General features: G+C 71.8%; 24 protein-coding genes. 15 read left to right on the top strand and 9 right to left on the bottom strand.

Translation table 11 applies throughout. The features are described 5' to 3' along the window. Positions 1 to 125: 125 nt before the first annotated feature. The 3 genes from GXW71_RS05410 to GXW71_RS05420 are packed head-to-tail and all read left to right on the top strand — an operon-like array spanning position 126 to position 2,802. Positions 126 to 833, top strand: a complete 708-nt coding sequence (locus tag GXW71_RS05410; RefSeq protein WP_211851390.1) for an FCD domain-containing protein — start codon at positions 126 to 128, stop codon at positions 831 to 833. A 39-nt stretch (positions 834 to 872) separates the two neighbouring features. After that, positions 873 to 1,826: a VOC family protein gene (locus GXW71_RS05415; protein ID WP_211851391.1), complete on the top strand. Its 954-nt coding sequence runs from the start codon at positions 873 to 875 to the stop codon at positions 1,824 to 1,826. Then, complete coding sequence (locus GXW71_RS05420) at positions 1,810 to 2,802, top strand: tripartite tricarboxylate transporter substrate binding protein (RefSeq protein WP_211851392.1); 993 nt, start codon at positions 1,810 to 1,812, stop codon at positions 2,800 to 2,802. Before GXW71_RS05415 ends, GXW71_RS05420 begins: the two co-directional genes overlap by 17 nt. Before the next feature lie 53 nt (positions 2,803 to 2,855). Here GXW71_RS05420 and GXW71_RS05425 read toward each other — a convergent pair whose 3' ends face one another. The 3 genes from GXW71_RS05425 to GXW71_RS05435 all read right to left on the bottom strand — a co-directional run bounded on the left by GXW71_RS05425 (position 2,856) and on the right by GXW71_RS05435 (position 5,383). Then, positions 2,856 to 3,272 (bottom strand): hypothetical protein, encoded by a 417-nt coding sequence (locus GXW71_RS05425; protein WP_211851393.1) that lies wholly within the window; start codon positions 3,270 to 3,272, stop codon positions 2,856 to 2,858. A 102-nt stretch (positions 3,273 to 3,374) separates the two neighbouring features. Beyond that, positions 3,375 to 4,442 carry an Ldh family oxidoreductase gene (locus tag GXW71_RS05430; RefSeq protein WP_211851394.1) on the bottom strand — a complete coding sequence of 356 codons (1,068 nt, stop codon included), beginning with the start codon at positions 4,440 to 4,442 and terminating at the stop codon, positions 3,375 to 3,377. Continuing rightward, the gene (locus GXW71_RS05435) at positions 4,442 to 5,383 is read right to left on the bottom strand and encodes an alpha/beta hydrolase (RefSeq protein WP_281417285.1); all 942 of its coding nucleotides are present in this window, start codon (positions 5,381 to 5,383) and stop codon (positions 4,442 to 4,444) included. Before GXW71_RS05435 ends, GXW71_RS05430 begins: the two co-directional genes overlap by 1 nt. Positions 5,384 to 5,581: 198 nt before the next feature. Here GXW71_RS05435 and GXW71_RS05440 point away from each other — a divergent pair, with 198 nt between their 5' ends. Continuing rightward, the gene (locus GXW71_RS05440) at positions 5,582 to 6,961 is read left to right on the top strand and encodes an amidase (protein WP_211851396.1); all 1,380 of its coding nucleotides are present in this window, start codon (positions 5,582 to 5,584) and stop codon (positions 6,959 to 6,961) included. Positions 6,962 to 6,967: 6 nt separating this feature from the next. Here GXW71_RS05440 and GXW71_RS05445 read toward each other — a convergent pair whose 3' ends face one another. Then, positions 6,968 to 7,543, bottom strand: a complete 576-nt coding sequence (locus GXW71_RS05445; RefSeq protein WP_246526308.1) for a MarR family winged helix-turn-helix transcriptional regulator — start codon at positions 7,541 to 7,543, stop codon at positions 6,968 to 6,970. A 164-nt stretch (positions 7,544 to 7,707) separates the two neighbouring features. Here GXW71_RS05445 and GXW71_RS05450 point away from each other — a divergent pair, with 164 nt between their 5' ends. Genes GXW71_RS05450 through GXW71_RS05465 form a run of 4 tightly spaced genes read left to right on the top strand, consistent with a single transcriptional unit; the run spans position 7,708 to position 11,487 of the window. Beyond that, the gene (locus GXW71_RS05450; RefSeq protein WP_211851397.1) at positions 7,708 to 8,877 is read left to right on the top strand and encodes an ATP-grasp domain-containing protein; all 1,170 of its coding nucleotides are present in this window, start codon (positions 7,708 to 7,710) and stop codon (positions 8,875 to 8,877) included. A gap of 3 nt (positions 8,878 to 8,880) precedes the next feature. Further along, on the top strand, positions 8,881 to 9,759 hold the full coding sequence (locus GXW71_RS05455; RefSeq protein ID WP_211851398.1) for a CoA-binding protein: 879 nt from the start codon (positions 8,881 to 8,883) through the stop codon (positions 9,757 to 9,759). Then, a complete protein-coding gene (locus tag GXW71_RS05460) occupies positions 9,756 to 10,685 on the top strand; it encodes a hydroxymethylglutaryl-CoA lyase (RefSeq protein ID WP_211851399.1) in 930 nt (309 codons plus the stop codon). Before GXW71_RS05455 ends, GXW71_RS05460 begins: the two co-directional genes overlap by 4 nt. Next, a complete protein-coding gene (locus tag GXW71_RS05465) occupies positions 10,678 to 11,487 on the top strand; it encodes an enoyl-CoA hydratase/isomerase family protein (protein WP_211851400.1) in 810 nt (269 codons plus the stop codon). The genes GXW71_RS05460 and GXW71_RS05465 overlap by 8 nt, the downstream gene beginning before the upstream one ends. On the opposite strand, the gene GXW71_RS05470 is transcribed toward GXW71_RS05465, so the two are convergent. Further along, positions 11,453 to 12,286, bottom strand: a complete 834-nt coding sequence (locus GXW71_RS05470; protein WP_211851401.1) for a phytanoyl-CoA dioxygenase family protein — start codon at positions 12,284 to 12,286, stop codon at positions 11,453 to 11,455. The two genes, GXW71_RS05465 and GXW71_RS05470, sit on opposite strands and share 35 nt — an antisense overlap. Before the next feature lie 164 nt (positions 12,287 to 12,450). Continuing rightward, positions 12,451 to 13,437 (bottom strand): Bug family tripartite tricarboxylate transporter substrate binding protein, encoded by a 987-nt coding sequence (locus tag GXW71_RS05475; RefSeq protein WP_211851402.1) that lies wholly within the window; start codon positions 13,435 to 13,437, stop codon positions 12,451 to 12,453. Between the two features lie 144 nt (positions 13,438 to 13,581). On the opposite strand from GXW71_RS05475, the gene GXW71_RS05480 reads away from it, so the two are divergent. From GXW71_RS05480 to GXW71_RS05505, 6 genes are read left to right on the top strand one after another with little or no spacing between them, the layout of a single operon-like run. Beyond that, a complete protein-coding gene (locus GXW71_RS05480) occupies positions 13,582 to 14,580 on the top strand; it encodes a Bug family tripartite tricarboxylate transporter substrate binding protein (protein ID WP_211851403.1) in 999 nt (332 codons plus the stop codon). Beyond that, positions 14,577 to 15,545, top strand: a complete 969-nt coding sequence (locus tag GXW71_RS05485; RefSeq protein WP_367617249.1) for an NAD(P)H-dependent flavin oxidoreductase — start codon at positions 14,577 to 14,579, stop codon at positions 15,543 to 15,545. Before GXW71_RS05480 ends, GXW71_RS05485 begins: the two co-directional genes overlap by 4 nt. Then, entirely contained in the window at positions 15,542 to 16,210 is a 669-nt protein-coding gene (locus tag GXW71_RS05490) for an enoyl-CoA hydratase/isomerase family protein (protein WP_211851404.1), read from the top strand. The genes GXW71_RS05485 and GXW71_RS05490 overlap by 4 nt, the downstream gene beginning before the upstream one ends. After that, a complete protein-coding gene (locus GXW71_RS05495; RefSeq protein WP_211851405.1) occupies positions 16,207 to 17,403 on the top strand; it encodes a CaiB/BaiF CoA transferase family protein in 1,197 nt (398 codons plus the stop codon). The genes GXW71_RS05490 and GXW71_RS05495 overlap by 4 nt, the downstream gene beginning before the upstream one ends. Next, a complete protein-coding gene (locus GXW71_RS05500) occupies positions 17,400 to 18,149 on the top strand; it encodes an enoyl-CoA hydratase/isomerase family protein (protein ID WP_211851406.1) in 750 nt (249 codons plus the stop codon). The genes GXW71_RS05495 and GXW71_RS05500 overlap by 4 nt, the downstream gene beginning before the upstream one ends. Then, on the top strand, positions 18,146 to 19,765 hold the full coding sequence (locus GXW71_RS05505; protein WP_211851407.1) for an AMP-binding protein: 1,620 nt from the start codon (positions 18,146 to 18,148) through the stop codon (positions 19,763 to 19,765). The genes GXW71_RS05500 and GXW71_RS05505 overlap by 4 nt, the downstream gene beginning before the upstream one ends. A 39-nt stretch (positions 19,766 to 19,804) precedes the next feature. Here the strand turns inward: GXW71_RS05505 and GXW71_RS05510 are convergent, their stop codons facing one another. Further along, on the bottom strand, positions 19,805 to 21,334 hold the full coding sequence (locus GXW71_RS05510) for an MFS transporter (RefSeq protein WP_211851408.1): 1,530 nt from the start codon (positions 21,332 to 21,334) through the stop codon (positions 19,805 to 19,807). A gap of 132 nt (positions 21,335 to 21,466) precedes the next feature. Between GXW71_RS05510 and GXW71_RS05515 the strand changes: the two genes are divergently transcribed. Continuing rightward, complete coding sequence (locus tag GXW71_RS05515; protein ID WP_246526309.1) at positions 21,467 to 22,324, top strand: LysR family transcriptional regulator; 858 nt, start codon at positions 21,467 to 21,469, stop codon at positions 22,322 to 22,324. Positions 22,325 to 22,334: 10 nt separating this feature from the next. Here GXW71_RS05515 and GXW71_RS05520 read toward each other — a convergent pair whose 3' ends face one another. Together GXW71_RS05520 and GXW71_RS05525 are read right to left on the bottom strand one after the other, a co-directional pair. Beyond that, positions 22,335 to 23,267, bottom strand: a complete 933-nt coding sequence (locus GXW71_RS05520) for a 2-hydroxyacid dehydrogenase (protein WP_211851410.1) — start codon at positions 23,265 to 23,267, stop codon at positions 22,335 to 22,337. A gap of 17 nt (positions 23,268 to 23,284) precedes the next feature. Continuing rightward, the gene (locus tag GXW71_RS05525; RefSeq protein ID WP_211851411.1) at positions 23,285 to 23,917 is read right to left on the bottom strand and encodes a fumarate hydratase C-terminal domain-containing protein; all 633 of its coding nucleotides are present in this window, start codon (positions 23,915 to 23,917) and stop codon (positions 23,285 to 23,287) included. Between the last annotated feature and the right edge of the window lie 10 nt (positions 23,918 to 23,927).

Below are 23,927 nucleotides of genomic sequence, written 5' to 3' on the forward strand. Positions count from 1 at the left end.
CGGGGATCCTGACAGGGGTTCCCGTGTCGGTATCAATCCAGTCGGCGTGGCGGGCCATATTTTCGAAGATACTTGATTGATCGAAAATTCGGCCGTAGCTTTCCGGGATCGGAGAGGAGGCCGCCTTGCCGCCGCGCGCCACGCAGAAGCAGTCAGAACCGGATGCCGTGCTGGTCAGCCAGGACGTGCTGTCGCGCCTGAAGGGCGACATCCTGGACGGCCGCTTCGCCCCGGGCGCCCGGCTGCGTTTCGCCGAATTGCAGAAGACCTACGAGGCCGGCATCGGCACCCTGCGGGAAGCGCTGTCGCATCTGCTGCCCGAGGGGCTGGTCGAGCTCGACGCCAATCGCGGCTTCCGCGTCGCCGCCATCTCCGCCGAGGATCTCCGCGACGTCTCCGCGCTGCATATCGAGTTCGAGCAGCGCGCCATCGTCGAATCCGTCCGCCACGGCGACGATGCCTGGGAGGCGGGGCTGGTGCTCGCCTTCCACCGCCTCGCCAAGATCGAGCGCCTGCCGCGGGAGGAACGGCGGCAGCGCAGCAGCGAATGGCTGGCGGCGCACCGCGAATTCCACCGCGCCCTGGTCGCCGCCTGCCCCTCGCGCTGGCTGCTGCGGCTGCGCGCGCAGATGTACGACCACATGGAGCGCTACCGCCTGGTCTCCCAGCGGCACCGCCCGCTCGGCCCCGCCAAGCGGGCCGAGCACGAGGCGATCCGCGACGCCGCACTGGCCCGCAAGCCAGAGCAGGCGGGCGAATTGCTGGCCGCGCATCTGCGCGAGACGACGGAGACGGTGCTGCGCCACGCACCGCAATTCATGCCGCCGCCCTGAGGGTCATTCCGGGACGAGTAGCGGAGGAGGAAACCAAGAATGCAGGACCCGATCATCAGGGTGCGCGATATCGCCTGGGTACGCCTCGGCGCCCCTGACCTCGACCAGGCCGAAGGCTTCCTGACCGATTTCGGCCTGGTGCGGCAGGCGCGCACCGAAGCCGCGCTTTTCATGCGTGGGACCGGCGACGCGCATCACGTGCACATCACCGAACGCGGGCCCGACCGCGTGCTCGGCATCGGCTTCACCGCCGACAGCGAGGCCGACCTGCACCGCCTGGCGCGGGAGGCCGCCGGCGCCTCCGGCGTCGAGGCGCTGAACGAGCCGGGCGGCGGCAAGTGCGTGCGCCTCAAGGAGCATAACGGCTTCACCATTGAGGTCGTGCATGGCGTCGCCACGGTGGAAAAGCTGCCGGAGCGGCACAGCGTGCTGAACACCGGGCGGGCGCGAGACCGCCTCGGCAAGTTCCAGCGCATCGATCCGCGCCCCTGCCAGGTGAAGCGACCCGGGCATGCGGTGCTCAGCACGCCGGACATCGAAGGCTCGGTCGCCTGGGCGCACCGGCATCTCGGCTTCATCGTCTCCGAGCATGTCCATGCCGAGGACGATCCGGAGACGCTGCTCGCGAGCTTCAACCGCGCCGACCGCGGCGCGGATTTCGTCGACCACCATGTCATGATGTTCGGCCGGCACTCGCGGGCCGGGCTGAACCACATCTCCTACGAGGTGCAGGACATGGACGACCTGCATGCCGGCCATGACTGGCTGCGGCAGCGCGGCCATTATCATCTCTGGGGCATCGGGCGGCACCTGCTCGGCAGCCAGGTCTTCGACTACTGGAAGGATCCCTGGGGCCGCGTGCACGAGCATTGGACCGACACTGACGTGCTGAACGCCGCCATGCCGACGCGGAGCGTGCCGAAAAGCCAGGGGCTGCGCAGCCAATGGGGCCCGCAGGCGCCGCAGGAATTCCGCGATGCGGCGAGCGTCTGACGCCCGGACGGCGATCGCCCGCCGCACCCTGCTCGGCCTGCTGGCGGCGCCGCTCGCGTCCCGCGCCGGCGCCGCGGCCTGGCCCGACCGCCCGGTCCGGCTGCTGCACGGCTTCGCACCTGGCGGCACCGCCGACATCATCGCGCGCCTGCTGGCGGGGCCGGTGGGCGATGCGCTGGGCCAACCGGTGGTGGTGGAGCCGCGGCCCGGCGCCGGCGGCAACATCGCCTCGGCCGCGCTGGCGCGGGCGCCGGCGGATGGCAATACGCTCGGCCTGCTGACCGGCGGCCATGCAGTCAGCGCCGCTTTCGCACAGGGTCTGACCTTCGATCCGGTGGTGGATTTCGACTTCGTCGCGATGGTCGCCCGCTACGCCTTCGTCATCGTGGTGCGGCAGGACAGCCCGCTGCGCGACCTCGCAGGGCTGCTGGCGCTGGCGCGGGAGCGGCCGGGGCGCGTCACCTTCGGCTCCGCCGGCGTCGGCTCCACTCACCACTTGGTCGGCGAGATGCTGAACGCCGCGGCCGGCGTGCAGATGCTGCACGTGCCCTATCGCGGCGACGCCGCCGGCACCACCGCGCTGCTGGGTGGCGAGGTGACGGCGATGGTGACGACCAGCGCCGGCGTGCTGCCCCATGTGCGGGCCGGCACGCTGCGCTGCCTGGCGGTGAGCTCTGTCCGACGCTCTGCCCTGCTGCCGGATGTGCCGACGGTGGCGGAGGCGGCGCTGCCGGGCTTCGAGGCACCGACCTGGGTCGGCATCGCGGCGCCACGCGGCCTGCCGCCGGAGGTTATCGCGCGTCTACATGCCGTGGTCGCGCAGGTGACCGCGGCACCCCCGATGCGCCAGCGCCTGGTCGAGCTGCTGGATGGGGAGGCGGATGGCGCCAGCCCGGAGGCGATGCGCGCCTTCGTCGCCAGCGAGATCGCCCGCTGGCGCGACCTGATCCAGCGCCAGGGGATCAGGCCGGAATGACGATCATGCCTCCGGCATGGGAAGTAGGTGATCGCAGAGGCGTGGATCGGAGGTCAGTAGCGACGGCCGCGACCGGGCGAATCACCGGAGTCGGCATCGGTGCGTCCGGTGGTCGGCCGCCCCCGGCCGGGCGAATCACGTGGGTCGCTGTCCGTGTTGCCGGTCCTGGGGCGTCCGCGCCCGGCGCCGTCGCGTGGATCGTTGTCGGAATAGCCGGTCGTAGGGCGCCCGCGCCCGGCGCCGTCGCGCGGATCGCTGTCGGAGTTGCCGGTACGGGGGCGGCCATGCCCGGCGCCATCGCGCGGGTCGCTGTCGGAGTAGCCGGTATAGGGGCGGCGCTGCTGCACCGGCGTGATGGCGGCCGGCGTGGCCGGGGCGGGGCCGATCCCGCCCACTGCCGCCGTGGCAGGAAGGGGTGCCAGGCCGAAGCCCAGGACCAACAGGCGGCGGCCCAGGCGATTGGTGCTCATGCTGGTCTCTTCCCTGCTTTGGCGATCTTGCTCAGCAGCGCCTGCAGGCAGCATAACCGGGACGATCCGAAAGCGCATCGTTAATATCGGGGCTGCGCCGGATCACCCCTCCAGCGGCGCGGGGAGACTGACGCCGAGCCGCGTCGCCGCTGCCGTGAGCTGCTTCCAGACACCCGCGGGCAGCGGGATGCCGCTGCGGCGGCGCCGCGCCAGCTCGGCATCGCCGCGTTCGCCCGGCAGCAGCAACGCGTCAGTGCCCGCGGCCTTCGGCTGCGCCGCGACCGCTTCGGCCAGCGCGTCCACGCTCTGGACGAAGCCCGCCGGATCGCCGAAGGCGGCGAGGTCGAGCGCGATCGCAACGCCGTTCATGGCGGTGCCGCCCTTCGCCGTGCCTGGGGCGCCGGCCAGGGCCGGCGCAATCACCGGATTGCCTGCGGCGAGGCTCGCCAGGCATTCGATCATCAGCGACAGCCCGGCGCCCTTCGGCCCAGCCATCGGCAGCAGGGTTGCGACGGCGGTGGCATCCGTCGTCGGCGCGCCTTCGGCATCGATGCCCCAGTCCGGCGGGATCGGCGCGCCGGTCTGCCTGGCGCTCATGATCTTGCCGAGTGCCACCTTGGCGGTCGCCATGTCGAGCAGCAGCGGCGGATGCCGGCCTGCCGGGATCGCGATGGCGATCGGATTGGTGGAGACGACCGCCCGACGGCTGCCGGGCCAGGCCATCAGCGGGATGGAAGCGGTCATCACCAGCCCCGCCATGCCGGCGGCGGCGGCGCGCAGCGCGAAGTGCCCGACCGCACCGGCATGGGTGATGTCGCGTGCGACGCACCAGCCGACATGCACGCGCCGCGCCGCGGCGATCGCTTCCTCCATCGCGCGCGCCATCGCGACGGGTCCCGGCGCGCGGTCGGCGTCGAGCAGCGCGATGGCGCCCGCGGCCTTCAACAGCCGCATCGCGGGGCGCGGGTGGATGCCGCCTTGCGCGATCAGCTCGAGGTAGCGCGGGATGCGCAGCACGCCATGGCTGTCGACGCCACGCAGGTTCGCCCAGACCAGGGTCTCGGCCCAGAGCGCCGCGTCATCCGCGCCAACGCCGACGGCCACGAAGATGTCGCGCGCCAGCGCCTGCAGCGCCGGCGCAGCGAGGCGGACCACGTCCGGGGGGGCCATCAGCGCGCCACGGGGAAATGGACGTCGAGCCAGCCCTTCAGCAGCCCCGCGGTGCGGGTATTGCCTGATGCCAGCGGGAAATGATCGGTGCCGGTGACCAGCACCAGGTCCTTCGGCTGTCCCGCCTTCTCCCACATCCGGATCGACTGCTCGGTCGGCGTCACGGTGTCGTCGGCACCGTGCAGGAACAGCACCGGGCGCGGGCTGATCCAGTGCACCATCTCCTCCGCCTTGAAGTCGAACATGCTCTGCGCCGTATCGGCCGAGACCTCCATCAGCGCATTGGGCGAGAGGTTGCGGCGCAGGTGCTCGGCCATCGGCACCACGTCGAAGCGCGGCACGGTCAGCGCCTCGCCGGTCTTCTCCTTATGGGCGCGGTTGGCGGCCAGCATGGCCGTGAACTTCGCCCAGGCCTCCGGCGTCGCGTGCTGGCCCTGGAACTTGCGCGCGCCATGCCCCCAGCCGCAGGAGGAGACGACGGCGGCGAAGCGCTGGTCCACCGCGCCGGCATAGGTCGCGACCGCGGCGCCGAAGCTGTGGCCGATGACGGCGATGCGCCGGGGGTCGACCTCCGGCCGCGTGGAAAGCCAGTTCAGGGCATTCTTCGCATCCGCCACCTGGTCGTGGCACAGCACGTAACCGCGCTTGCCGCCGCTCTTGCCGCAGCCGCGGAAGTCGATGCGCAGCACCGCATAGCCGAAGCTCTCCAGCAGGCGGGCCATGATCTCCGCATGGCTCTTGTCCTTGGAGCCGATGAAGCCGTGCAGCACGATGAAGGCCGGCAGGCGCTCCTCCGGCCCGCGACCATCCGGGATGTGCAGGTCGCCCGCGATCTCGATCCCGTCGGAGACGAAGGTGACTGGCGTGTCCATCGGGCGGACCTCCTCCCTGGTTTGGTGGCCGGCGGAACGGGGCGCGCCGGCGATGATGGAGTAGGGCATTGATATTCGAATATCGCAAGTATGTTCGAATTGAAGGCGGCTCGGCGCGGCAGTTCTCGCCCTGAGCTTCCGGTACGGCCCCGGTCCTCCACCCGGCGGACATGGCCATTCGGCCGGCCGATCCCACTTGCGGGGGGAGTATTCCAGAAAAGTGCCTCGCCTGACCGGGCGGCGGCGCCTCCAGACAAGAGGTTGTCGATGGATCCCTGCTTCCTGCCCGCGACCCGCCTCGCCGCCATGATCGCGGCGCGCGCGATCTCGCCCGTCGAGGTGATGGAGGCGGTCCTCGCCCGCGCCGAGCGCCTCGATCCGCTGCTGAACCCCTTCGCATTGCGCCTCTTCGACGCGGCGCGCGCCGCGGCCCGTGCGGCGGAAGCGGCGGTGATGGCCGGCGCGCCGCTCGGCCCGCTGCATGGCGTGCCGATCACCATCAAGGACAGCGTCGCGATGCGCGGCCTGCCGACCGGCAACGGCTCCATCGCGGTGGAGGCGCCGGTCGCGGCCGCGGACGCCGCGATCGTCGCACGCGTCCTGGCGGCGGGCGCCATTGCGATCGGCAAGACAACCTTGCCGGAATTCTCCCACAAGGTGCTGACCGACAGCCTGGCGACGGGCGTGACGCGCAACCCCTGGAAGCTCGACCGTACGCCGGGCGGGTCGAGCGGCGGCGCCAGCGCGGCGCTCGCCGCGGGCATCGCACCGATCGCGATCGGCACCGATGGCGGCGGTTCCATTCGCTGCCCGGCCGCCTGTACCGGCGTTGTCGGGCTGAAGGCGACGCTCGGGCGCATCCCGAACGAAGCGATGCCGGACGGCTTCGCGAACTACGCCTTCGCGGGCCCGATGACGCGGCGGGTCGAGGATACGGTGCTGCTGCTCTCGGTCATGCAGGGGCCCGATCCGGCCGATCCCTGGTCGCTGGCACCGCGCCCGGCCATGGGGCCGGCCGCGACCGTCCGGGGGCTCCGCATCGGCTGGATCGAGCAATTCGGGCGCTACCGCACCGATCCCGCGCTGCTCGGCCCGCTGCGCGCGGCAATGCAGGCGCTGGCTTCGGCGGGCGCCCTGGTGGAGCCGCTGAGCGATCCTTGCTTCGAGGATGTCCATGACACCTACCGGGTGATCGCGACCACGGCCCATGCTGCGCGCCTCGGCGCGATCGCCGATACCGCGGGTGAGCGGATGACGGAATCGCTGCGCGCCAGCATCGCGATCGGTCGCGGCTGGTCGGCCGTCGAAGCGCAGCGGGCGCATGACCGGCGCTCTCTGCTGTTCCGTGCCGTGCAGCGCCTCTTCACGCGTTTCGACCTGATCGCGACGCCGACCCTGTTGGCGCCGCCGCCCGGCCTCGATGCCGGCGGCTCCATCGCCACGGCCTGGTATGCGGAATGGGCGGCGCCGCTCTATCCCTTCAACCTCACCGGCCATCCCGCGGCCTCGGTGCCGGCGGGCTTTACGGAGGATGGGCTGCCCGTCGGGCTGCAGCTCGTCGGGCCCTGGTATGGGGAGGAGCGGATCCTCGCCGCCGCCGCCGCGCTGGAGGAGGTGATCGGCTGCCCGGTGCCGCCGGAGACCTGATCCGCCTCAGGCGGGCTGGTCAGATGCGGCGCCGCGCCCGGTGCGGGCGGCGCGCCCGGCTGGCCGGCGCGGGGCGGCGGCCGCTTCGGACCACGCCTCGGGCTTCGCCTGCTGCCGCGCGACGGCGGTCAGCTTGTCGATCGCGGCGTCGAGCATCGCGCGTTCCTCCGCGCTCAGCGCGGCGAGGAAGACGTCGTTCCGCGCCCGCGCCGCGCGCATCAGCCCTTCGAAGACGCGTCGCCCGGCGGCCGAAAGGCGCAGGCTCACCTCGCGCGCGTCGTCGGTGCCCACCGTCCGCGTGACCAGGCGGCGCTCGACCAGGCCGCTCACGGTCCGGCTCGCCAGGCTCTTGTCGAGGCCGCTGTGCCGCGCGAGGTCCTTCAGCGTCAGCGGCGCATAGTCGCCGAGCAGGGCCAGGGTGCGCCATTCCATCAGGCTGACGTCGAACTCCGCACGGTAGCGCCGCGCGGCACCCTGGCTCAGCGCATTGGCCAGCCGGTGGATGCGGTAGGACAGCAGCTCCCTGATGGTGATGTCGTCGGACCGCGATTCGGGGCTGGGGGAAGGGGCGTTTCTGGGCAAGCAGCGTGACTCCGGATCAGGCGGGTCATCGGGACCCGATCGGAATCTAGCACAGAGCCCGGCCGCCCTGCGCCAGCCATGGTTGACCCTGTCTTCCGTTATAGTTTACTCAGTCAACCAATTCGCCGGCGGCGAAAGTCAGGACAGGGGAGGCGGGCGGAACGATGCGGCTCACCGAAGCGGAGGCGAAGGCGCTGCTGCGGCGGCATGGCGTCGCGGTGCCGAACTCCGTCCTGCTGGCCGGTGACGCCGTCCCTGAGGAGGCGGCCAGTTGGCGCGGCCTGGTGCTGAAGGCGCAGCTCGCCGAAGGCGGCCGCGGCAAGCGCGGGCTGGTGCGCCTGGTGACGCCGGAGACACTGATGCCCGCGCGCGCCGAGATGCGCGCGATCCTCGGTCCCGACGCCGCCGACACCGGCTTCCTGCTGGAGGAGGCGGTCCCGGTCGCCCGCGAGATGTTCCTGGCGCTCCGCGTCGACGGCACCGGGCAATGCCTCGAGATGCTGTTCTCCGAACATGGCGGCATCGCCGTGGAGGAGGGGAAGCCTGTGCTGCGGCTGGCGCTCGATGCCGAAGCGCCCGGCCTCGCGGAGCGGATCCATGCGGGGATCGGCCGGCGCCTGGCGCCCGCGCTTGCGGCGCGCGTGGCACGGCAGGCGGCGCGCCTCACGGCGGTCATGCGTGACGAGGATCTCGAGTTGCTGGAGATCAACCCGCTGGCGCTGCTGGAAGATGGCCGGCTGCTGGCGCTCGATGCCAAGCTGCTGCGCGACGATGCGGCGGCGCCCCGCCATGACGCGGAGGCCACGCGCGCCAGCGCGGCGATCGAGGAGCGTAGCCTGACCCCGCTGGAGCGCCGGGCCCGCGTGCAGGGCTTCACGCTGGTGGAGATGCCGGGCGATGTCGCGCTGGTCAGCGCCGGTGCGGGTCTCGGCATGTTCCTGGTCGACCTGCTGGCCGATCACGGGCTTGCCGCGGCAAGCTTCATGGACAACCGCCGTGGGGGCCCGGCCGAGACCACGGAGGCGCGGCTGGACGCCGCCTTCGCGCTGGCGCGCCGGCCCGAGGTGCGGGCGATCCTGTTCTACACCACGCTCGCCTCCCGCCCCGTCGCTGATCGGATCGAGACGCTGCTCGGCTTCCTCGCGCGGAACCCGGCGCCAAAGCCGCTCTATGTCGGCTTCGCCGCGGCGCCCTCGGCCAGCCGCGGCTTCGATGCCGAAGCCGCGGCTTCCCGGCTGCAGGCTGCAGGCGTCGCGCTGCTCCATGACGATCCGCTGACGCTGGTGCGCGCGATCGCCGCCAATACCGGCGCGCCCCCTGCGAAGGCTGCCTGACCCGTGCTGCCCTTCCTCTCCGCGCCGCCCCGCCGCGTCATCGTGTTCAATCCCGCCGGCCGCTACGCCGCGCGCCAGGTGGCGGAAATGCGGGCCGCCGGCACACCGATTATAGCCGGCATTGCGCTCGGCCGTAACGGTGAGCTGCTGGATGGCGTGCCATTGCTGGACAGCCTGGCGCAGCTCGAAGAACCGGCGGACGCGGCGATCCTCTACACGCCGCCCGAAGGCACCGCCGATGCCGTGCGCCAATGCGCCGCCGCCGGCATCCCGACCATCGTCGCCGCTGCGGAATACGTGCCGGTGCATGACGCGCTGCGTGCGGCGCATGCGGCGCGTGCAGCGGGAAGCTGGCTGCTCGGCCCCAATACGCTCGGCCTCTGCGTGCCGGCGGCAGGCGGCGGCGGGCTGCTGCTCGGCTCGGTCTCCCCGGCCTTCTGCGCGCCCGGCGCGGTCGCGCTGCTCGGGCGGAGCGGCACCTTGACCCTCGCAACGGCACGGCTGCTGACGCGCGCCGGGATCGGCCAGCGGGCCGCCATCCACCTCGGCGGCGACACGGTGATCGGCCGTAACCCGCATGAATGGCTGGAGGCCTTCGCCGGTGATGCCGCGACCCGCGCGGTGCTCTATTGCGGGGAGATCGGCGGCGACAAGGAATATGCGCTTGCCGAGGCCATCGCCGGCTTTCCAAAGCCGGTCGTGGCGGTGATCGTCGGCCGCCATGCGCCGGCGGACCGCCAGATGGGCCATGCCGGGGCGCTGATCGGCGCGGAACGGGAGAGTGCCGCACGCAAGCTCGCCGCACTGGCCGAAGCCGGCGCGCATGTCGCGCCGACGCCCTATGCGGCGATCGGGATTTTGAAGGAGCTGACCACGCCATGAGTGATGGGCCCGCGGTGGTCCTCTGCGAATGCTTCGCCCGCGACGGGCTGCAGCACGAGGATGCCATCCTGCCGGCGGAGGCCAAAGCGGCGATGCTGGAGCGCATCGCCGATTGCGGCTTCCGGCGGATCGAGATCACCTCCTTCGCGCATCCGAAATACATCCCGCAATTCGCCGATGCGGACGCCGTGCTGGCCGCCGTGCGGCCGCGCCCGGGCGTGCTGTTCAAGGCGACCTGTCCCAATCCGGCCGCGGTGAAGCGCGCGCAGGCGGCGCGGGCGCGCGGACGCGGACCGGAGGAGATCAGCATGCTGGTCTCGGCGACCGAAGCCCATACCCAGCGCAACCTCCGCCGCACCCGCGCGGAGCAATGGGCGAATGTGGCTGACATGGTGGCGGCGGCGGGCGGCGATTTCACCCTGGTCGGCACCATCTCCATGGCCTTCGACTGCCCCTTCGAAGGCGCGGTCCCGCCGGAGCGCGTGCTGGAGGATGCGCGGCGCTTTGCCTCCCTCGGCGCCACCCGCATCGCACTCGGTGACACCATCGGCAGCGCGACGCCGCCGCGGGTGCGTGCCCTGGTGGCGCTGCTGCGCGAGGCGCTGCCGGAGGCCACCTTCATCGCGCATTTCCACGACAGCCGCGGCGCAGGCATCGCGAATTGCGTCGCGGCGCTGGAGGCGGGGATCACGCATTTCGACACCGCGCTCGGCGGCACCGGCGGCCATCCCGCGAAGATCGCCTATGGCGAGGGCCATACCGGCAATGTCTGCACGGAGGACCTGGCGATGCTGTTCGCGGCGATGGGCGTCGAGACCGGCCTCGACCTCGGCCGGCTGCGTGACGCCGGCCGCGCGGCGGAGGTATTGCTCGGCCGCCAGCTCTACGCACGCACCGCACGAATCGGGGAGGGCCAGCATGTCTGACGATGCCGGATCGGAGACGCCGCTGCTGGTGACGCGGCAAGGCGGCGTGGTGCGTGCGGTGCTCAACCGTCCCGCCCGGCGCAACGCCATGAGCCGCGCGCTGGTGGAGCGGCTGGACGCGCTGCTGGCGGAGCTGCCGCATGACCGCGAGGCGCGGGTGCTGGTGATCACCGGCGCCGGCGGGCATTTCTGCGCGGGCCTCGATCTCGATGAGGCCGGCGGCAGCGGCGCGACGCCGGAGGCGCGGCTCGCCGCGTCGCTGGAGCGCAACCGGCGCACCGGCGCGCGCCTCGCGGCCATCGCCGCGCTGCCGCAGGTGGTGGTGGCGCGGGTGGAAGGCTCGGCCTTCGCCGGTGGGCTCGGGCTGCTCGCCGCCGCTGATATCGTGCTGGCGAGCGCGGAGGCGCGCTTCGGCGCGCCGGAGGTGCGGCGCGGCCTCGTCGCCGCGCAGATCCTGCCCTGGCTGGTGCGCCGCATGGGCCGCAGCGAGGCTGCGCGGCTGGTGCTGCAGGGTGCGACCATCGATGCCGCCACGGCACAGGGCATCGGCCTGGTGCACGAGGTGGCGCCGGACGCCGCGGCGTTGGATGCGCGGCTGGATGCGGTGCTGCGCGACATCCGTGCCGGCGCGCCCGGGGCGCTGGCCGAGACCAAGGCGCTGCTCGCAGCCCTCGGGGAGGTGGCGCCGCCGGGCTATGCGGATGCCGGCGCCCAAGCCTTCAGCCGCTGCTCCACTGGCCCCGAGGCCGTGGAGGGCATCGCCGCCTTCAAGGCGAAGCGCCCGCCGTCCTGGGCGGCCTGACGGCCAGTCTGAAAGTCAGGCCGCAGGCCTGGCGGATGGCGGTCTGCACCGGCGATGGCGGCAGCGCCGGGTCGAAACCCCCCTTCGGCAGCAGCGGTGGTTGCGCCATGAAGCGCGGCCGCTTCCCCCGATGCGGCTGCGCGGCATGGACCAGGAACGGATGGCATAGATAGACGGTGCCAGCCGCGCCGGTCGCCAGCGCGACCGCGCAATCCGCCGTCGATGCATAGCCCTGGGCGGAAAGCTGCCGCAGCGTCGCGCCCGCCTCCCCATAGGGCAGCAATTCCCGCGCGATGGCGGCATGCGAGCCCCTGCGTATTCGCGTGGGCGCATCGTCGGGTCCGACATCCGAAAGCAGGAACAGCATCAGCAAGGCGCGTCCGCGGCTCGTCACATTGGCCCGCCACTCCATGAAATCCGGGTTGTCGTCACCGAAGCTCACATCCACGTGCCAGCCATCGTCACCCGGGGCGTCCGCTGACGGAAAGCGGATCGGAAAGGTTCCGAGGCCTCTCGGCGCAAGCCATCGTCCCTGGCCGACGAGTTGGTCATAGGAATCGTGCAGGAGCTGTGTGTTGGCTGCCGCGACGAAAGGGGGAGAGGCCTTGGACCCCACCCGGATGACGGGTCGTGTCCAGCACGCCGGTTCGTCCGGCGACAGGCCGATATCCGCCCAGAGCTCATCCCTGCATTGGCGCGCGAGATCGGCGCTGAAGGCGTTGTCGATTCGGACGAAGCCGTCGGCGATGAAGTCCTGGACCTGACGGGACGTCAGGCCGGCCTGTTCGGCTTTGGGCATGGCACAGTCTCCATTCAGCCTCCGCGTCGGCGGCGCTGCGTTGATCTGATCGGCGCGGACGCGCCGGACCGCCTGGTGCGGTTCAGATCAGCGGGAAGACTGTGGAGATGAACATCATGCGGGGAACCATAGGCGGGGGCGGCGGACGGGATCAAGATGCGCCGCTATTCCGGATTGATCCCCGCCGCCGGCAGGACCTGCTTCCAAAGCGGGACCTCGGTCGCAAGCCGGGCCGCGAGCGGGGCCGGGCCGTCGAGCAGCAGGCGCGCACCCACCTCCGTCATGCGCTCGGCGAGGGGCGTGCCGGTGCGGAGCGGTGCGATCTCCTGCGCCAGCCGGTCCACCACGGCCTGCGGCGTGCCGCGCGGGGCGAGCAGCGCGTACCAGATCAGCATCTCATAGCCCGGCACAGCCTCCGCCAGCGCCGGCGTCTCCGGCAGGACGGGGCTGCGTGCGGGAGAGGTGACGGCGATGGCGCGCATCCGGCCTTCGCGCACATGCGGCATCGCTTCGATCAGACCGGTGACGAGCAGATCGGTGTCACCGGCGAGCAGCGCGCTCCCCGCCTGGCTGGCGCCGCGATAGGGTACATGGGTGAGATCGATCCCCGCGCGCTGCTTCAGCAGCTCGCCCGCGAGATGGGTGGTGGAGCCGGTGCCGGAGGAGGCGAAGGTGATACGCCGCGATCCGTCGCGCGCCGCGCGCAGCATCGCCGCGAGATCCGCGATCGGCCAATCCGCGCGCGCCAGAAGGGCCATCGGCACTTCCGAGATCAGGCTCACCGGGATCAGGTCCTGCAGCGGGTCGTAGCCGGGGTTGCGCTGCATGGCGGGCAGGATCGCGACCGAGGAGGTGGTGAAGACGAAGCTGTGGCCATCGCGTGCCTGCAGCACCGCCTGGATGCCGACGGCGCCGCCGGCGCCGGGGCGCGTCTCCACGATCACCGGCCGGCCGAGGCGCCGCGTCAGGTGCTCGGCGATGAAGCGCGCCGGCACCTCGGTCGGGCCGCCGGGTGCGAAGGGCACGACGAAGCGCACGGTGCGGGTCGGCCAGCCTGCTTCCTGCGCACCGGCGGGCGCCGCGGCGGCGATCGCGATGCACGGGCCGACCGCCTGCAACAGGCCGCGCCGCGTCGTCGGAACTGCGCTCATGATCCGCACTCCTCCCGGGGCGTGGCCTCTGTCGTGCCACCCCCTATTGGTTGACTTTATCAACTGAATGAGGCATTGCCCATCCCGTCGGGAAAATCAAGACGAATGGCCGCTCCGGCGCCGCTATCCGCAAAGGGGAACGTCATGCGCAAACGCGATCTGCTGCAGATGGTGACAGGTGCCGCGGCCGTGCTGGCCGGCGCCGCACCGCGGTTCGCGGTGGCGCAGAGCGGCGGGACCTGGGCGCCGGACCGGCCGTTGCGCCTGATCGTGCCCTTCGCGGCGGGTGGGCCCGCCGACATCTTCGGCCGCCTCTTCGCCGCGGCGCTGGCGCGCGAGCTGGCACAGCCCGTCGTCGTGGAGAACCGCACCGGCGCCGGCGGCGTGATCGGGCATGACGCCGTCGCCAAGGCGGCCCCCGATGGCTATACGCTCGGCATCACCGGCCCCGGAGCGCTCTCCATCGCGCCCGCGCTGCCGCAACAGCGCATGCCCTTCGATGTCTGGCGCGACCTGGCGCATCTCTGCCTCGTCGTGCGCGTGCCGGAGGTGGTGGTGGTGAATGCGCGGAGCGGGCCGCGTGACCTGGCGGCACTGATCGCGATGGCCCGCGCGCGGCGTGGCGAGGTGACCTATGGCTCCGCCGGCATCGGCTCCATCACGCATCTGGCGAGCGCGCTGCTGGCGACGGAGACGAGGATGGAGGTGACGCATATCCCCTATCGTGGCGCGGCGCCGGCGGCGACCGACCTGCTCGCCGGCCGCTTCACCTTCATGACCGCCGATGTGCCGGTGCTGAAGCCGCATATCGACAGCGGCGACATGCGCCCGCTGGCGGTGACCACGGCGCACCGTATCGCATCCCTGCCGGAGGTTGCGACCACCGCCGAGCTCGGCTTCCCGCGCGTGAACTCCGACAATTGGTACGGCCTGGCGGCGCCGTCCGCCATCGCGGCCCCCGTGCGGCAGCGCCTGGAAGCGGCGGCAGTAGCGGCGCTCCGCGATCCCACCCTGGCGCGCGGTTTCGCCCAGCAGGGCGGCGAGGCGGCGCCGCTGACCGGGGAGGACTACATGAGCTTCCTCCGCGCCGAAGCCGGCAAGTGGGAGCCGCTGGTGCGCCAGTCCGGCGCGGAATCGCTGTGAGCGATCGCATGGGCTTCGCGTCGCGGCTTCCGGCGCTGCTCGGCATCCGCTACCCGATCGTGCAGGGCGGCATGAGCTGGGCGTCATCCTGCGCGGCGCTTGCCCTCGCCGTATCGCGCGCCGGCGCGCTCGGCGTGATCGCCGCCGGACCGATGCGGCCGGATGACCTCATCGCCGCGATCCGCGCCGTCAGCGCCGGCACCGACCGGCCCTTCGCCCTCAATATCCCGCTCTACAACAAGCGCGCCGCCGAGTTCCTCGATATCGCGGAGGCCGAGCGGGTGCCGGTGATCATCGCCTCCCAGGGCGGCCCGAAGGCGCATCTGCCGCGGTTCCGCGCCTATGGCGCGAAGTGGCTGCATGTCGTCGCCTCGCCGGCGCATGCGGCGAAGGCGGAGGCTGCCGGCGTCGACGGGTTGATCGTGGTGGGCGGCGATGCCGGCGGCCATCCCGCGCCGGACGAGGTTTCGGCCATGGTGATGGTGCGCGCGGTGGTACGCGCCGTTGATATCCCGGTGATCGGCGCGGGCGGCGTCGCCGATGGCGCGGGGATCGCGGCGATGTTCGCGCTCGGCGCCGAGGGCGCGCAGCTTGGCACGCGCTTCCTGATGACGGAGGAGGCCAGCGTGCATCCCGCCTATAAGGAGAGCGTGCTGCGGGCGGGAATTGCGGATACCACCCTGGTCGGGCGCGGCGGCCTGCCGGTGCGCCAGCTCCGCAACCGCTTCACCGCCGAGGTCGATGCGGCGGAGCGCGCCGGGCAGGACAGGGAGGCGCTGGCGGCGCTCATCATGAGCCGCAGCTTGAAGGACGCGGCGCTCGATGGCGATGTCGACTGGGGCAAGGTGGAGGCGGGCCAGACCGCCGGGCTGATCGACGACATCCTGCCGGCGGAGACGCTGGTGCACCGCCTGGTCGCGGAAGCCGAGGCGGTGCGGCTGCGGCTCGCGGGGGGCGTCGCATGAGCGAGGGGCTGATCCTGCAGGAGGATCGCGGTCGCACCCGCATTCTGCGCCTGAACCGGCCGGAGAAGCGCAACGCGCTCAATCGGCCGCTGATCGAGGCGCTGCTGCAGGCGCTGGAGCAGGCCGGCGGCGATGACGGCATCGCCGCCATCCTGCTCGCCGCCAATGGCGCCGTTTTCTGCGCCGGCGCCGACCTCGGCGAGATGCGGGCGCTGCGCGAGGATCCGGTGGCCGCGGAGGCACGGCGTGCGCTCAGCAAGGCCCTCTTCGCCGTCCCCGGCTGGATCGGCAAGCCGGTGGTCGCGGCGCTGCAGGGCGCGGCACTCGGCGCCGGGGCGGCGCTGGCGCTCGGCTGCGACATGGCGGTGCTGGCGGATGAGGCGGTGCTCGGCTTTCCGGAGGCGCGGCACGGCATGCTGCCCGCGCTGATGGCACCGGTGCTGCTGCGCCATGTGCCGCCGCGGCGGGCCTTCGAGCTGCTGGCGACCGGCCGCGACATCCCGCCCGCCGAGGCGCTGGCGCTCGGGCTGGTGCAGCGCGTGGTGCCGGCGGCCGCGGTGCTCGACGAAGCGGTGACGCTCGCGGAGGCGGCGGCGCTGCTGCCGCCGCCCGATCTCCTGCGGCTGAAGGAATTGCTGATGGACGGAAAGGCCGCGCCGGCATGAGACCTCTGGAAGGCCTGGTCATCCTCGACCTCTCGCGCGTCCTCGCCTGTCCCTTCGCGACCATGATCCTGGCCGAGATGGGCGCCGAGGTCATCAAGGTGGAGCAGCCCGGCAGCGGCGACGAGACCCGCAGCTTCGAGCCTTTCGCGCAGGGGCCGGAGGGCGAGGTCAGCGGCTACTACATGGCCTGCAACCGCTCCAAGCGCTCCATCACCGTCAACCTGCGGAGTGAGAAGGGGCGGGATGTGATCCGCGGCCTCGCGGCCCAGGCCGATGTGCTGGTGGAGAATTTCCCGGTCGGCACGCTCAAGCGCCGCGGGCTTGGGCACCAGGATCTCGCGGCGCTGAACCCGCGCCTGGTCTATGTCTCCTGCACCGGCTTCGGGCAGACCGGCCCCTACGCGCGACGCAAGGGCTACGACACCGTCTTCCAGGCGATGAGCGGGCTGATGAGCCTGACTGGGGAGCGCGGCGGCGGGCCGGTGAAGCCCGGCCTGCCGGTCGCCGATCTCTCCTCCGGCCTCTGGGTCGCCATCGCCATCCTCTCGGCTTTGCAGGGGCGGGCGCGGACGGGGAAGGGCGGGCATGTCGACGTCTCGATGTTCGATGCCCAGGTCGCGCAGCTCACCATCGCCGCCGCCCGCTACTTCGCGCTGGGCGAGGTGCCGCCGCGCCTCGGCACCGAGCACCCGGGCAGGGTGCCGTCCGCCAGCTTCCGCTGCCGCGACGATCGCTGGGTGCACATCACCGTCTCCGACCAGCATTGGGCGCCGCTCTGCCGCGCGCTCGACCTGCCGGCGCTCGGCGCCGATCCGGCGCTCGCGACCAATGCCGGCCGCCTCGCGCAGCGGGAGGAGGTGATGCGGGCGATCGCGGAGGCCATGGCGCAGCGGACGCGAGCGGAAGCCTTCGCGGCGCTCGACGGCGCCGATGTGCCCGCGGGCCCGCTGCTGTCGGTCGACGAGGTGATGGAGGACGAGCATGTGCGGGCGCGCGGCATGGTGGAGCGCTTCGCCCATCCCGTGCTCGGCGAGTTTCCGGGGCTGCGGGTGCCGCTCCGCTTCGAGGGCTGGGAGGATCCCCTTCTTGCCCGCCCGCCGCTGCTCGGCGAGCACACCGAGCAGGTGCTGCGGGAGCGCCTCGGGATGGATGCGGCTGGGATCGCCGAATTGCGGGAGGCTGGCGCGCTATGACCGATTCTGTGCTGTGGGCGCTGAGCGCGGAGGGCGTCGCCACCCTGACCTTGAACCGGCCGGAGGCGCGCAATGCCCTGAACACCGGCCTGGCCGAGGCGCTGCTCGCCGCGGCGCGGCGCGCGGCGGCCGAGGCGGCGAAGCTCGTGGTCATCCGCGCGAACGGTCCGGTCTTCTGCGCCGGCGCCGACCTCAAGGAGCGCAAGGGCATGACCGAGGACCAGGTCCGTGCCCGCCGACTGAAGGGCTTCGCCGCCTATGACGCGATCGAGCGGCTGCCGATGCCGAGCATCGCGGTGGTGGAAGGCCCGGCGATCGGATCGGGTGTCGAGATCGCGGCGGCCTGCGACTTCGTGGTCGCGACGCCGCAGGCGAGCTTTCGCACGCCGGAAGCGCTTTGGGGCACCGTCGGCGCCACCCAGCGCCTGTCCCGCGTGCTGGGCAAGCGGCTGGCCAAGGACATGATGTTCACCGGCCGCACCCTGACCGCCGAGGAGGCGCGCGAAGGCGGGCTGGTGGCGCGCCTGGTGGCGGCCGAGGCGCTGGAGGCGGCACTCGCGGAGATCGCGGCGACCATCGCGGCCGCACCCCCGGCCGCCATGCGCCTGGCCAAGCGCTGCGTCGATGAGGGGCTGGAGCGGGACCCGCGGGGCGCGCTGGCGACCGAGCTGATGGCGATCGAGGAGAGCTTGGCGGAGGGCGAGTGGCGCAAGACCATGGCGGGCTTCGGGACGCGGGACGCATGAGCGACTTCGCGTTGGATGGGCTCTGCCCGCTGACCACCGCCGATGCCCTGCGGCGCGCGGCGGCGGTCGCGCCGGAGGTGGAGGCAGTGGTCGCACCCGCCGGCCGCATCACCTTCGCGGCGCTGGAGCGGGAGGTGGCGGCGATCCGCGCCGCGCTGATCGCCGCCGGGGTGCGGCATGGCGAGCATGTCGGGCTCTGTCTCGGCAACGGGCCGCGCTGGGTCGCGATCTTTCTGGCGCTGGGCTCCATCGGCGCCGTCACCGTGCCGGTCAACACCCGCTTCCGCGGCGAGGAGATGGGTTACGCGCTCCGCCAGTCGCGGGTCCGGCGCCTCTTCATGGCGGACCGGTTCCTGCGGGTCGACTTCGTGGCGATGCTGCGCGGCATCTGCCCAGGGCTCGATCTTGGGCTGCCGCATGCGGCGCTGCCCGACCTGATCGACGTGGTGGTGATCGGGGACGACGTGCCGGCCGGCGCGCGCTCCTGGGATGTCTTCCTGCAGGGCGGTGCCGGCGTCGCGGCGCCCGAGCGCTGCGCACCTGGCGACACGCTGCTGATGCAGTACACCTCCGGCACCACCTCCTTTCCCAAGGGCGTGATGCTGACGCATCGCTCCATGTGCGCGAACGCCTTCTTCTCGGGCGGCCGAATGGGCCTGCGCATCGCCGACCGCTTCCACAGCGCCCGGCCCTTCTTCCATGTCGCGGGCTCCACCCTCTCGGTGCTGTCCTGCCTGCAGCATGTGACGACCTTGGTGACCATGGAGCGGTTCGAGCCGGCGGAGACGCTGCGGCTGCTGGAGGCGGAGCGCTGCACGCATTTCTCCGGCAACGACACCATGGCGCTGATGCTGCTGAACCATCCGGACCGGCCGCGGCGCCGCCTCGTGCTGCGTGGCGCCTGGGCGGCGGCGTCGCCCAGCATTGTCCGGCGCATCATCGACGAGATGGGCGCTGGGGAATGCGTGGTGGGCTACGGCCTGTCCGAAGCCTCCCCCAATGTCGCGCAATCCTGCTGGTGGGAGCCGGAGGAGGTCAGGGTCAGCGGCCATATGCGGCCGGAGCCCGGCGTGGAGCTCCGCATCCGCGACCTGGAGACCGGGCGGGACCTGCCCGCCGGCGCCACCGGGGAGATCCTGGTGCGCGGCTGGAACGTGATGCAGGGCTATTTCGACAAGCCCGCCGAGACCGCCGAGGCGCTGGATGCCGAAGGCTGGCTCGCGACCGGCGATCTCGGCCGTCTCGATGCGGAAGGGCGGCTCGCATTCGCCGGGCGTGCCAAGGATCTGGTCCGGGTTGGCGGCGAGAATGTCTCCCCCGCGGAGGTCGAGGACATCCTGCACCGCCATCCCGCCATCCGGCAGGCCGTGGTGGTCGGCGTGCCCGATCCGCGGCTGATGGAGGTGCCCTGCGCCTTCGTCATCCTGAACGAGGGCCACGCCTGCGAGCCCGAGGCGCTGATCGCCTGGAGCCGCGAGCACATGGCCGGCTTCAAGGTGCCGCGCTACGTGCAGGTGGTGGATGGGTTCGAGGCGATCGGCATGACCGCGAGCTCGAAAATCCAGAAGCGGCTGCTGGCGAAGCACGCGATCGAAGTGCTCGGCCTCGGGGCATGATGCGAAGGGGCCGGCTGGTTGGCCGGCCTCCCGCGCCGTTCATGGCCGCGCCGGGGATTCGGCGCAGCGGGCCTGCCTTGCCGGCGCGAAGACCACGAAGCTGAGCGCGGCCAGGATCCAGACGCCGATCCCGCCATAGAGCATCACCCAGCCGAAGCCGTTCACCAGCGCCGCGTGCACGACGGACCCTGTAAGCGCGGGCTGCGCGCCTTCGACGGCGGCGGTCAGATTGCCGGCGGCGATCCTTTCCGCCAGTCCGCGCAGCAGCGATGCGTCGCTCCCCGGCAGCGCCGCCCGGAGCGAGGTCAGCACGCCTTCCACCAGGATGACGCCCATGACGGCGATGTTGATCGCGAGCGTGATCAGACGGGCACTGACATCGAGGCCGGAAGCCATGCCGGCGCGGTTCGCCGGCACCGATCCGGTGGTCATGTTGGTCGCCGGCGTGGTGGTGAGGCCGAGGCCGATGCCGGCGATCAATGCGCCGGGCAGCACGGTCAGCCAACTCGCTCCCGCCATGCCGCTGCCAAGCTGCATCAAGATGAAGCCGAGGCCGATCATGAACAGCCCGCCCGGGATGACGACGCGGGCGCCATGGCGCTGCAGCAGGTGCTGCGCGATCGGCGGCATCGCCAGGAAGGGGATGGTATAGGCGAGCAGCGCCAGCCCGGTCGCGGTGCTGTCATAGCCGAGGCCCACCGAGACATAGATCGGCAGGTAGATCATGAACGGCCAATAGCTGAAGTTCATGCCAATGCAGCCGATGATCGCGCCGGAGAAGTTGCGGATCTTGAACACCGAGAAGTCGAACATCGGATGCGCGGCAAAGCGCTCGATCAGGATGAAGGCGATGAAGCTCAGCAAGGTCACGCCGACGACGCCGGCGGCGACCGGGCCGGTGAAGCCGGGATCGGCACTCTGCGTGATCGCGTAGGTCAGGCCGAAGACCGCGACCGTCAGGGTGGCGATGCCCGCGAGGTCGAGCGACTGCGCCTGCGGGTCGCGCGATTCCCCGACAGCCGCCAAGCTCAACCCCACGGTCAGTGCGGCGATCGGGACATGGATCAGGAAGACCCAGGGCCAATCGGCGAGGGCGACGATCATGCCGCCGATGATCGGGCCGAAGCCGAGGCCGATGCCGGCGACGACGCCCCAGATCGCGAAGGCGCGGCCGCGCGCCTTCCCTTCCGGAAACTCATGCGAGAGCAGGGCGATCGAGCAGATGAAGATCGCGCCGCCGGCCATGCCCTGCAGGAAGCGCGCGACGATCAGCGCTGATGTGGTCGGCGCCAGCCCGCAGGCGAGGGAGGCGAGGCCGAAGGCGATGAGGGAGGCGACGAAGATGCGCTTGCGGCCGAAGCGGTCCGCGAGCGTGCCGGTCGCCATCAGCACCGTCGTGCAGGCGATGGTGTAGGCGTTCATGACCCATTGCAGGTCCTGGAAACTGGCGTGCAGGACCTGCTCGAAGGTCGGCAGGATCACCGGCACGCTCGAGATCTCGAGGCCGAACATCAGTGCGGCCAGGCAGATGGCGATCAGCGAGAGCGTGTTCCGACGTGTCTCAGTCATGGGGTCGCCTCCAACCGGTGGCGATACCCGCCGGCCCGGCTTCAGGTTGGGTTGGGGGCTGCATAGCTGGGGCTTGAGAATATAGATATGATATGCATTTCTATTTCAGAGATAACAGAAGGGCATGCTCCCATGGCCAGCCTGGACGTGGATGCCGTGCAGGTCTTCGTCACCATCGCCGAGCAGCAGAGCTTCACCCGCGCGGCGGAAGCGCTCGGCACCACCCAGGCCGCGATCAGCGTGAAGCTGAAGCGGCTGGAGGACCGGCTGGGCGAGAAGCTGATCGAACGGACGCCGCGGCGCGTCCGCCTCTCGGCGCGCGGCGCCGCCTTCCTCTGCCCTGCACGGGACTTCATCGCGGCGCATGACCGCGCTGTCGCCGGGCTCGCGGTGGAGCCACGGCGGCTCGCGATCGGCTTCCTCGACTATGCGGCGGGGACCGAGCTGCCGGCCCTGCTGGCGCGGCTGCACGCGCATGATCCGTCGCTGGTGATCGAGGCGCGGATCGATTCCTCCCGCCATCTCCTGGACGCCTATGACCGCGGCGACCTCGATGCGGTGATCGTCCGGCGCGAGGACGACCGGCGCGATGGCGAGGTGCTGGGGGTGGCGCGCTATGGCTGGTTCGCCATGCCGGATTTCACCTGGCGCCCGGACGAGCCGCTGCGCTTCGCCGCCTGCGCCGCGACTTGCAGCGAGCGGATCATGGCGACGCGCGCGCTGGATGCCGCCGGCATCGCCTGGACTGAGGCCTTTCTCGGCGGCGGCACGGCGGCCGTCGTCGCCGCGGTTTCGGCTGGCCTCGCGGTCGCGCCGCTGGCGCATCGCGTCGTGCCCTTCGGCGCGATCGAGGTGAGCGCGCGGCTGAAGCTGCCGCCGCTGCCGGCGGCCGAGATCCTGCTGCACACGCGGGTCACCGATCCGCATTCCCGCGCCGCGCTTCGCACCCTGGTCAGCGCCTTCCGGGAACACCGGGTGCGCGCGGGGTGAACGGTAGATGCTACCCCAGCGCGGCCGCCGCGTCGTAGAAGGCATCCCCGGCGCGGAAGGCCGCGATGTCGCTGATCATGCGGGCGATGATCGCGGTGCGCGTCTCCGCGGTGATCGAAGCGTAATGCGGCGCCAGCACCACGTCGTCACGCGCCAGGAAGCGGGGATCGATGCGAGGCTCACCCTCGAAGACGTCGAGCCCGGCGCCGGCGATGCGCCGCTCTTCCAGCGCCGCGAAGAGCGCCGCCTCATCGACCACGGAGCCGCGCGCGACATTCACCAGGATGCCGCGCGGGCCGAGGGCATTGAGCACTGCGGCGTCGACCAGGTGCCGCGTCGCTGGCCCACCCGGGCTCGCGAGGATCAGCACGTCGGACAGCGCGGCAAGCTCCAGGATATCAGGGACGTGGCGCCAGGGCAGTTCCGGTTTCGGCCGAGGCCCGGTCCAGGCGACCGCCATGCCGAGGCCGCTCGCCTGGCGGGCGATCTGCTGGCCGATGCGGCCGAGCCCGACGATGCCCACCGTCTTGCCGCGCAGACCGATCGCGGGCGCCATGCGCTCCCCTGCCGCCCAACGCCCGGCGCGCACGAAGCGGTCGGCGGCGGCGACGCGGCGCGCCGCGGCGAACATCAGGGCGATGGCGAAATCCGCGACATCATCGGTCAGCTCGTCGGGGGTATGCGCGACCGCGATGCCGCGGTGCCGGGCGGTGGTGAGGTCGATGCGGTCGAGCCCGGCCCCCATCGAGGCGATGAGCCGCAGCTCGGGCAGCCTGTCCATCAGCGCCGCGTCGGCGCCGTCCTTGGCCATGGTGACCGCGATGCGAAAGCCGGGATGGGGGCCATCGGCGGCGTCCTGCGCGACCAGGGTGTACTCCGCGGCCAATGCGTCGTGCAGGTCCTGCGGGACGGGGACGGCGAGGAGGATCGCTTCCTTGGGCATGCGTGCTTTCCTGAGGTTCAGCGCGGCGCAGCGTCGCGCGCCGCAGCGAGCTGTTCCATGATGTCGGGCAGCCTGGCCTCGGCTTCCTGGCTCAGGCTGTCATAGAGGCTGTTGCCATGAGCATCGATGCCGACGGTGACCGGCCCCAGCGCTTCGACGCGGAGCGTCACCAGGCGGTAATGCGACACCAGGTCGTTCCAGTGCACCGCCACCACCTCCCGGATCGCGTCCGACAGCAGCGGGCAGCCGCCGCCGACGAAGGAAAGATAGACGCAGCCGACCTCCCGCATCGCCTCGGCCGAGGCGCGATCGAGCCCGCCCTTGCCGCCGACCGCGCGCAGGCCGAAATGGCGGATCAGCCGCGGCATCAACGGATTGAAGCGCGTGCTGGTGGTGGGGTTCATGTACAGCACCTCGAAGCCGCCATCCGGCGTCTCGCGGCTGTAGCTGCCGAGGTGGAACAGGCTGCCGCCGGCGAGATCGCGGGGCAGCGCGCGCTTCCCGTCCATGCATTCGACCAGGCGGTGATGCGTCGGCAGCCCGGCGGTGATGACGATCTCGCCTTCCAGCAGCACCATGTCGCCTGCACGCAGCGCCCGCACGTCAGCGGGATCGAGCGGCAGGCGCAGTGTCGGGAACCCGTCGCTCATGCGGCTCCTC

The sequence above is a fragment of the Plastoroseomonas hellenica genome, from assembly GCF_018129085.1.
GTDB lineage: Bacteria > Pseudomonadota > Alphaproteobacteria > Acetobacterales > Acetobacteraceae > Plastoroseomonas > Plastoroseomonas hellenica.

Excerpts from the sequence above, each read along its gene's own strand:
- GXW71_RS05520 (WP_211851410.1), bottom strand. The coding sequence starts at position 23,267 with ATGCCCAAGGAAGCGATCCTCCTCGCCGTCCCCGTCCCGCAGGACCTG.
- GXW71_RS05420 (WP_211851392.1), top strand. The coding sequence starts at position 1,810 with ATGCGGCGAGCGTCTGACGCCCGGACGGCGATCGCCCGCCGCACCCTG.
- GXW71_RS05525 (WP_211851411.1), bottom strand. The coding sequence starts at position 23,917 with ATGAGCGACGGGTTCCCGACACTGCGCCTGCCGCTCGATCCCGCTGAC.
- GXW71_RS05430 (WP_211851394.1), bottom strand. The coding sequence starts at position 4,442 with ATGGCCCCCCCGGACGTGGTCCGCCTCGCTGCGCCGGCGCTGCAGGCG.
- GXW71_RS05515 (WP_246526309.1), top strand. The coding sequence starts at position 21,467 with ATGGCCAGCCTGGACGTGGATGCCGTGCAGGTCTTCGTCACCATCGCC.
- GXW71_RS05425 (WP_211851393.1), bottom strand. The coding sequence starts at position 3,272 with ATGAGCACCAATCGCCTGGGCCGCCGCCTGTTGGTCCTGGGCTTCGGC.
- GXW71_RS05480 (WP_211851403.1), top strand. The coding sequence starts at position 13,582 with ATGCGCAAACGCGATCTGCTGCAGATGGTGACAGGTGCCGCGGCCGTG.
- GXW71_RS05465 (WP_211851400.1), top strand. The coding sequence starts at position 10,678 with ATGTCTGACGATGCCGGATCGGAGACGCCGCTGCTGGTGACGCGGCAA.
- GXW71_RS05505 (WP_211851407.1), top strand. The coding sequence starts at position 18,146 with ATGAGCGACTTCGCGTTGGATGGGCTCTGCCCGCTGACCACCGCCGAT.
- GXW71_RS05510 (WP_211851408.1), bottom strand. The coding sequence starts at position 21,334 with ATGACTGAGACACGTCGGAACACGCTCTCGCTGATCGCCATCTGCCTG.
- GXW71_RS05470 (WP_211851401.1), bottom strand. The coding sequence starts at position 12,286 with ATGCCCAAAGCCGAACAGGCCGGCCTGACGTCCCGTCAGGTCCAGGAC.
- GXW71_RS05475 (WP_211851402.1), bottom strand. The coding sequence starts at position 13,437 with ATGAGCGCAGTTCCGACGACGCGGCGCGGCCTGTTGCAGGCGGTCGGC.
- GXW71_RS05490 (WP_211851404.1), top strand. The coding sequence starts at position 15,542 with ATGAGCGAGGGGCTGATCCTGCAGGAGGATCGCGGTCGCACCCGCATT.
- GXW71_RS05415 (WP_211851391.1), top strand. The coding sequence starts at position 873 with ATGCAGGACCCGATCATCAGGGTGCGCGATATCGCCTGGGTACGCCTC.
- GXW71_RS05500 (WP_211851406.1), top strand. The coding sequence starts at position 17,400 with ATGACCGATTCTGTGCTGTGGGCGCTGAGCGCGGAGGGCGTCGCCACC.
- GXW71_RS05450 (WP_211851397.1), top strand. The coding sequence starts at position 7,708 with ATGCGGCTCACCGAAGCGGAGGCGAAGGCGCTGCTGCGGCGGCATGGC.
- GXW71_RS05435 (WP_281417285.1), bottom strand. The coding sequence starts at position 5,383 with ATGCCCTACTCCATCATCGCCGGCGCGCCCCGTTCCGCCGGCCACCAA.
- GXW71_RS05460 (WP_211851399.1), top strand. The coding sequence starts at position 9,756 with ATGAGTGATGGGCCCGCGGTGGTCCTCTGCGAATGCTTCGCCCGCGAC.
- GXW71_RS05495 (WP_211851405.1), top strand. The coding sequence starts at position 16,207 with ATGAGACCTCTGGAAGGCCTGGTCATCCTCGACCTCTCGCGCGTCCTC.
- GXW71_RS05440 (WP_211851396.1), top strand. The coding sequence starts at position 5,582 with ATGGATCCCTGCTTCCTGCCCGCGACCCGCCTCGCCGCCATGATCGCG.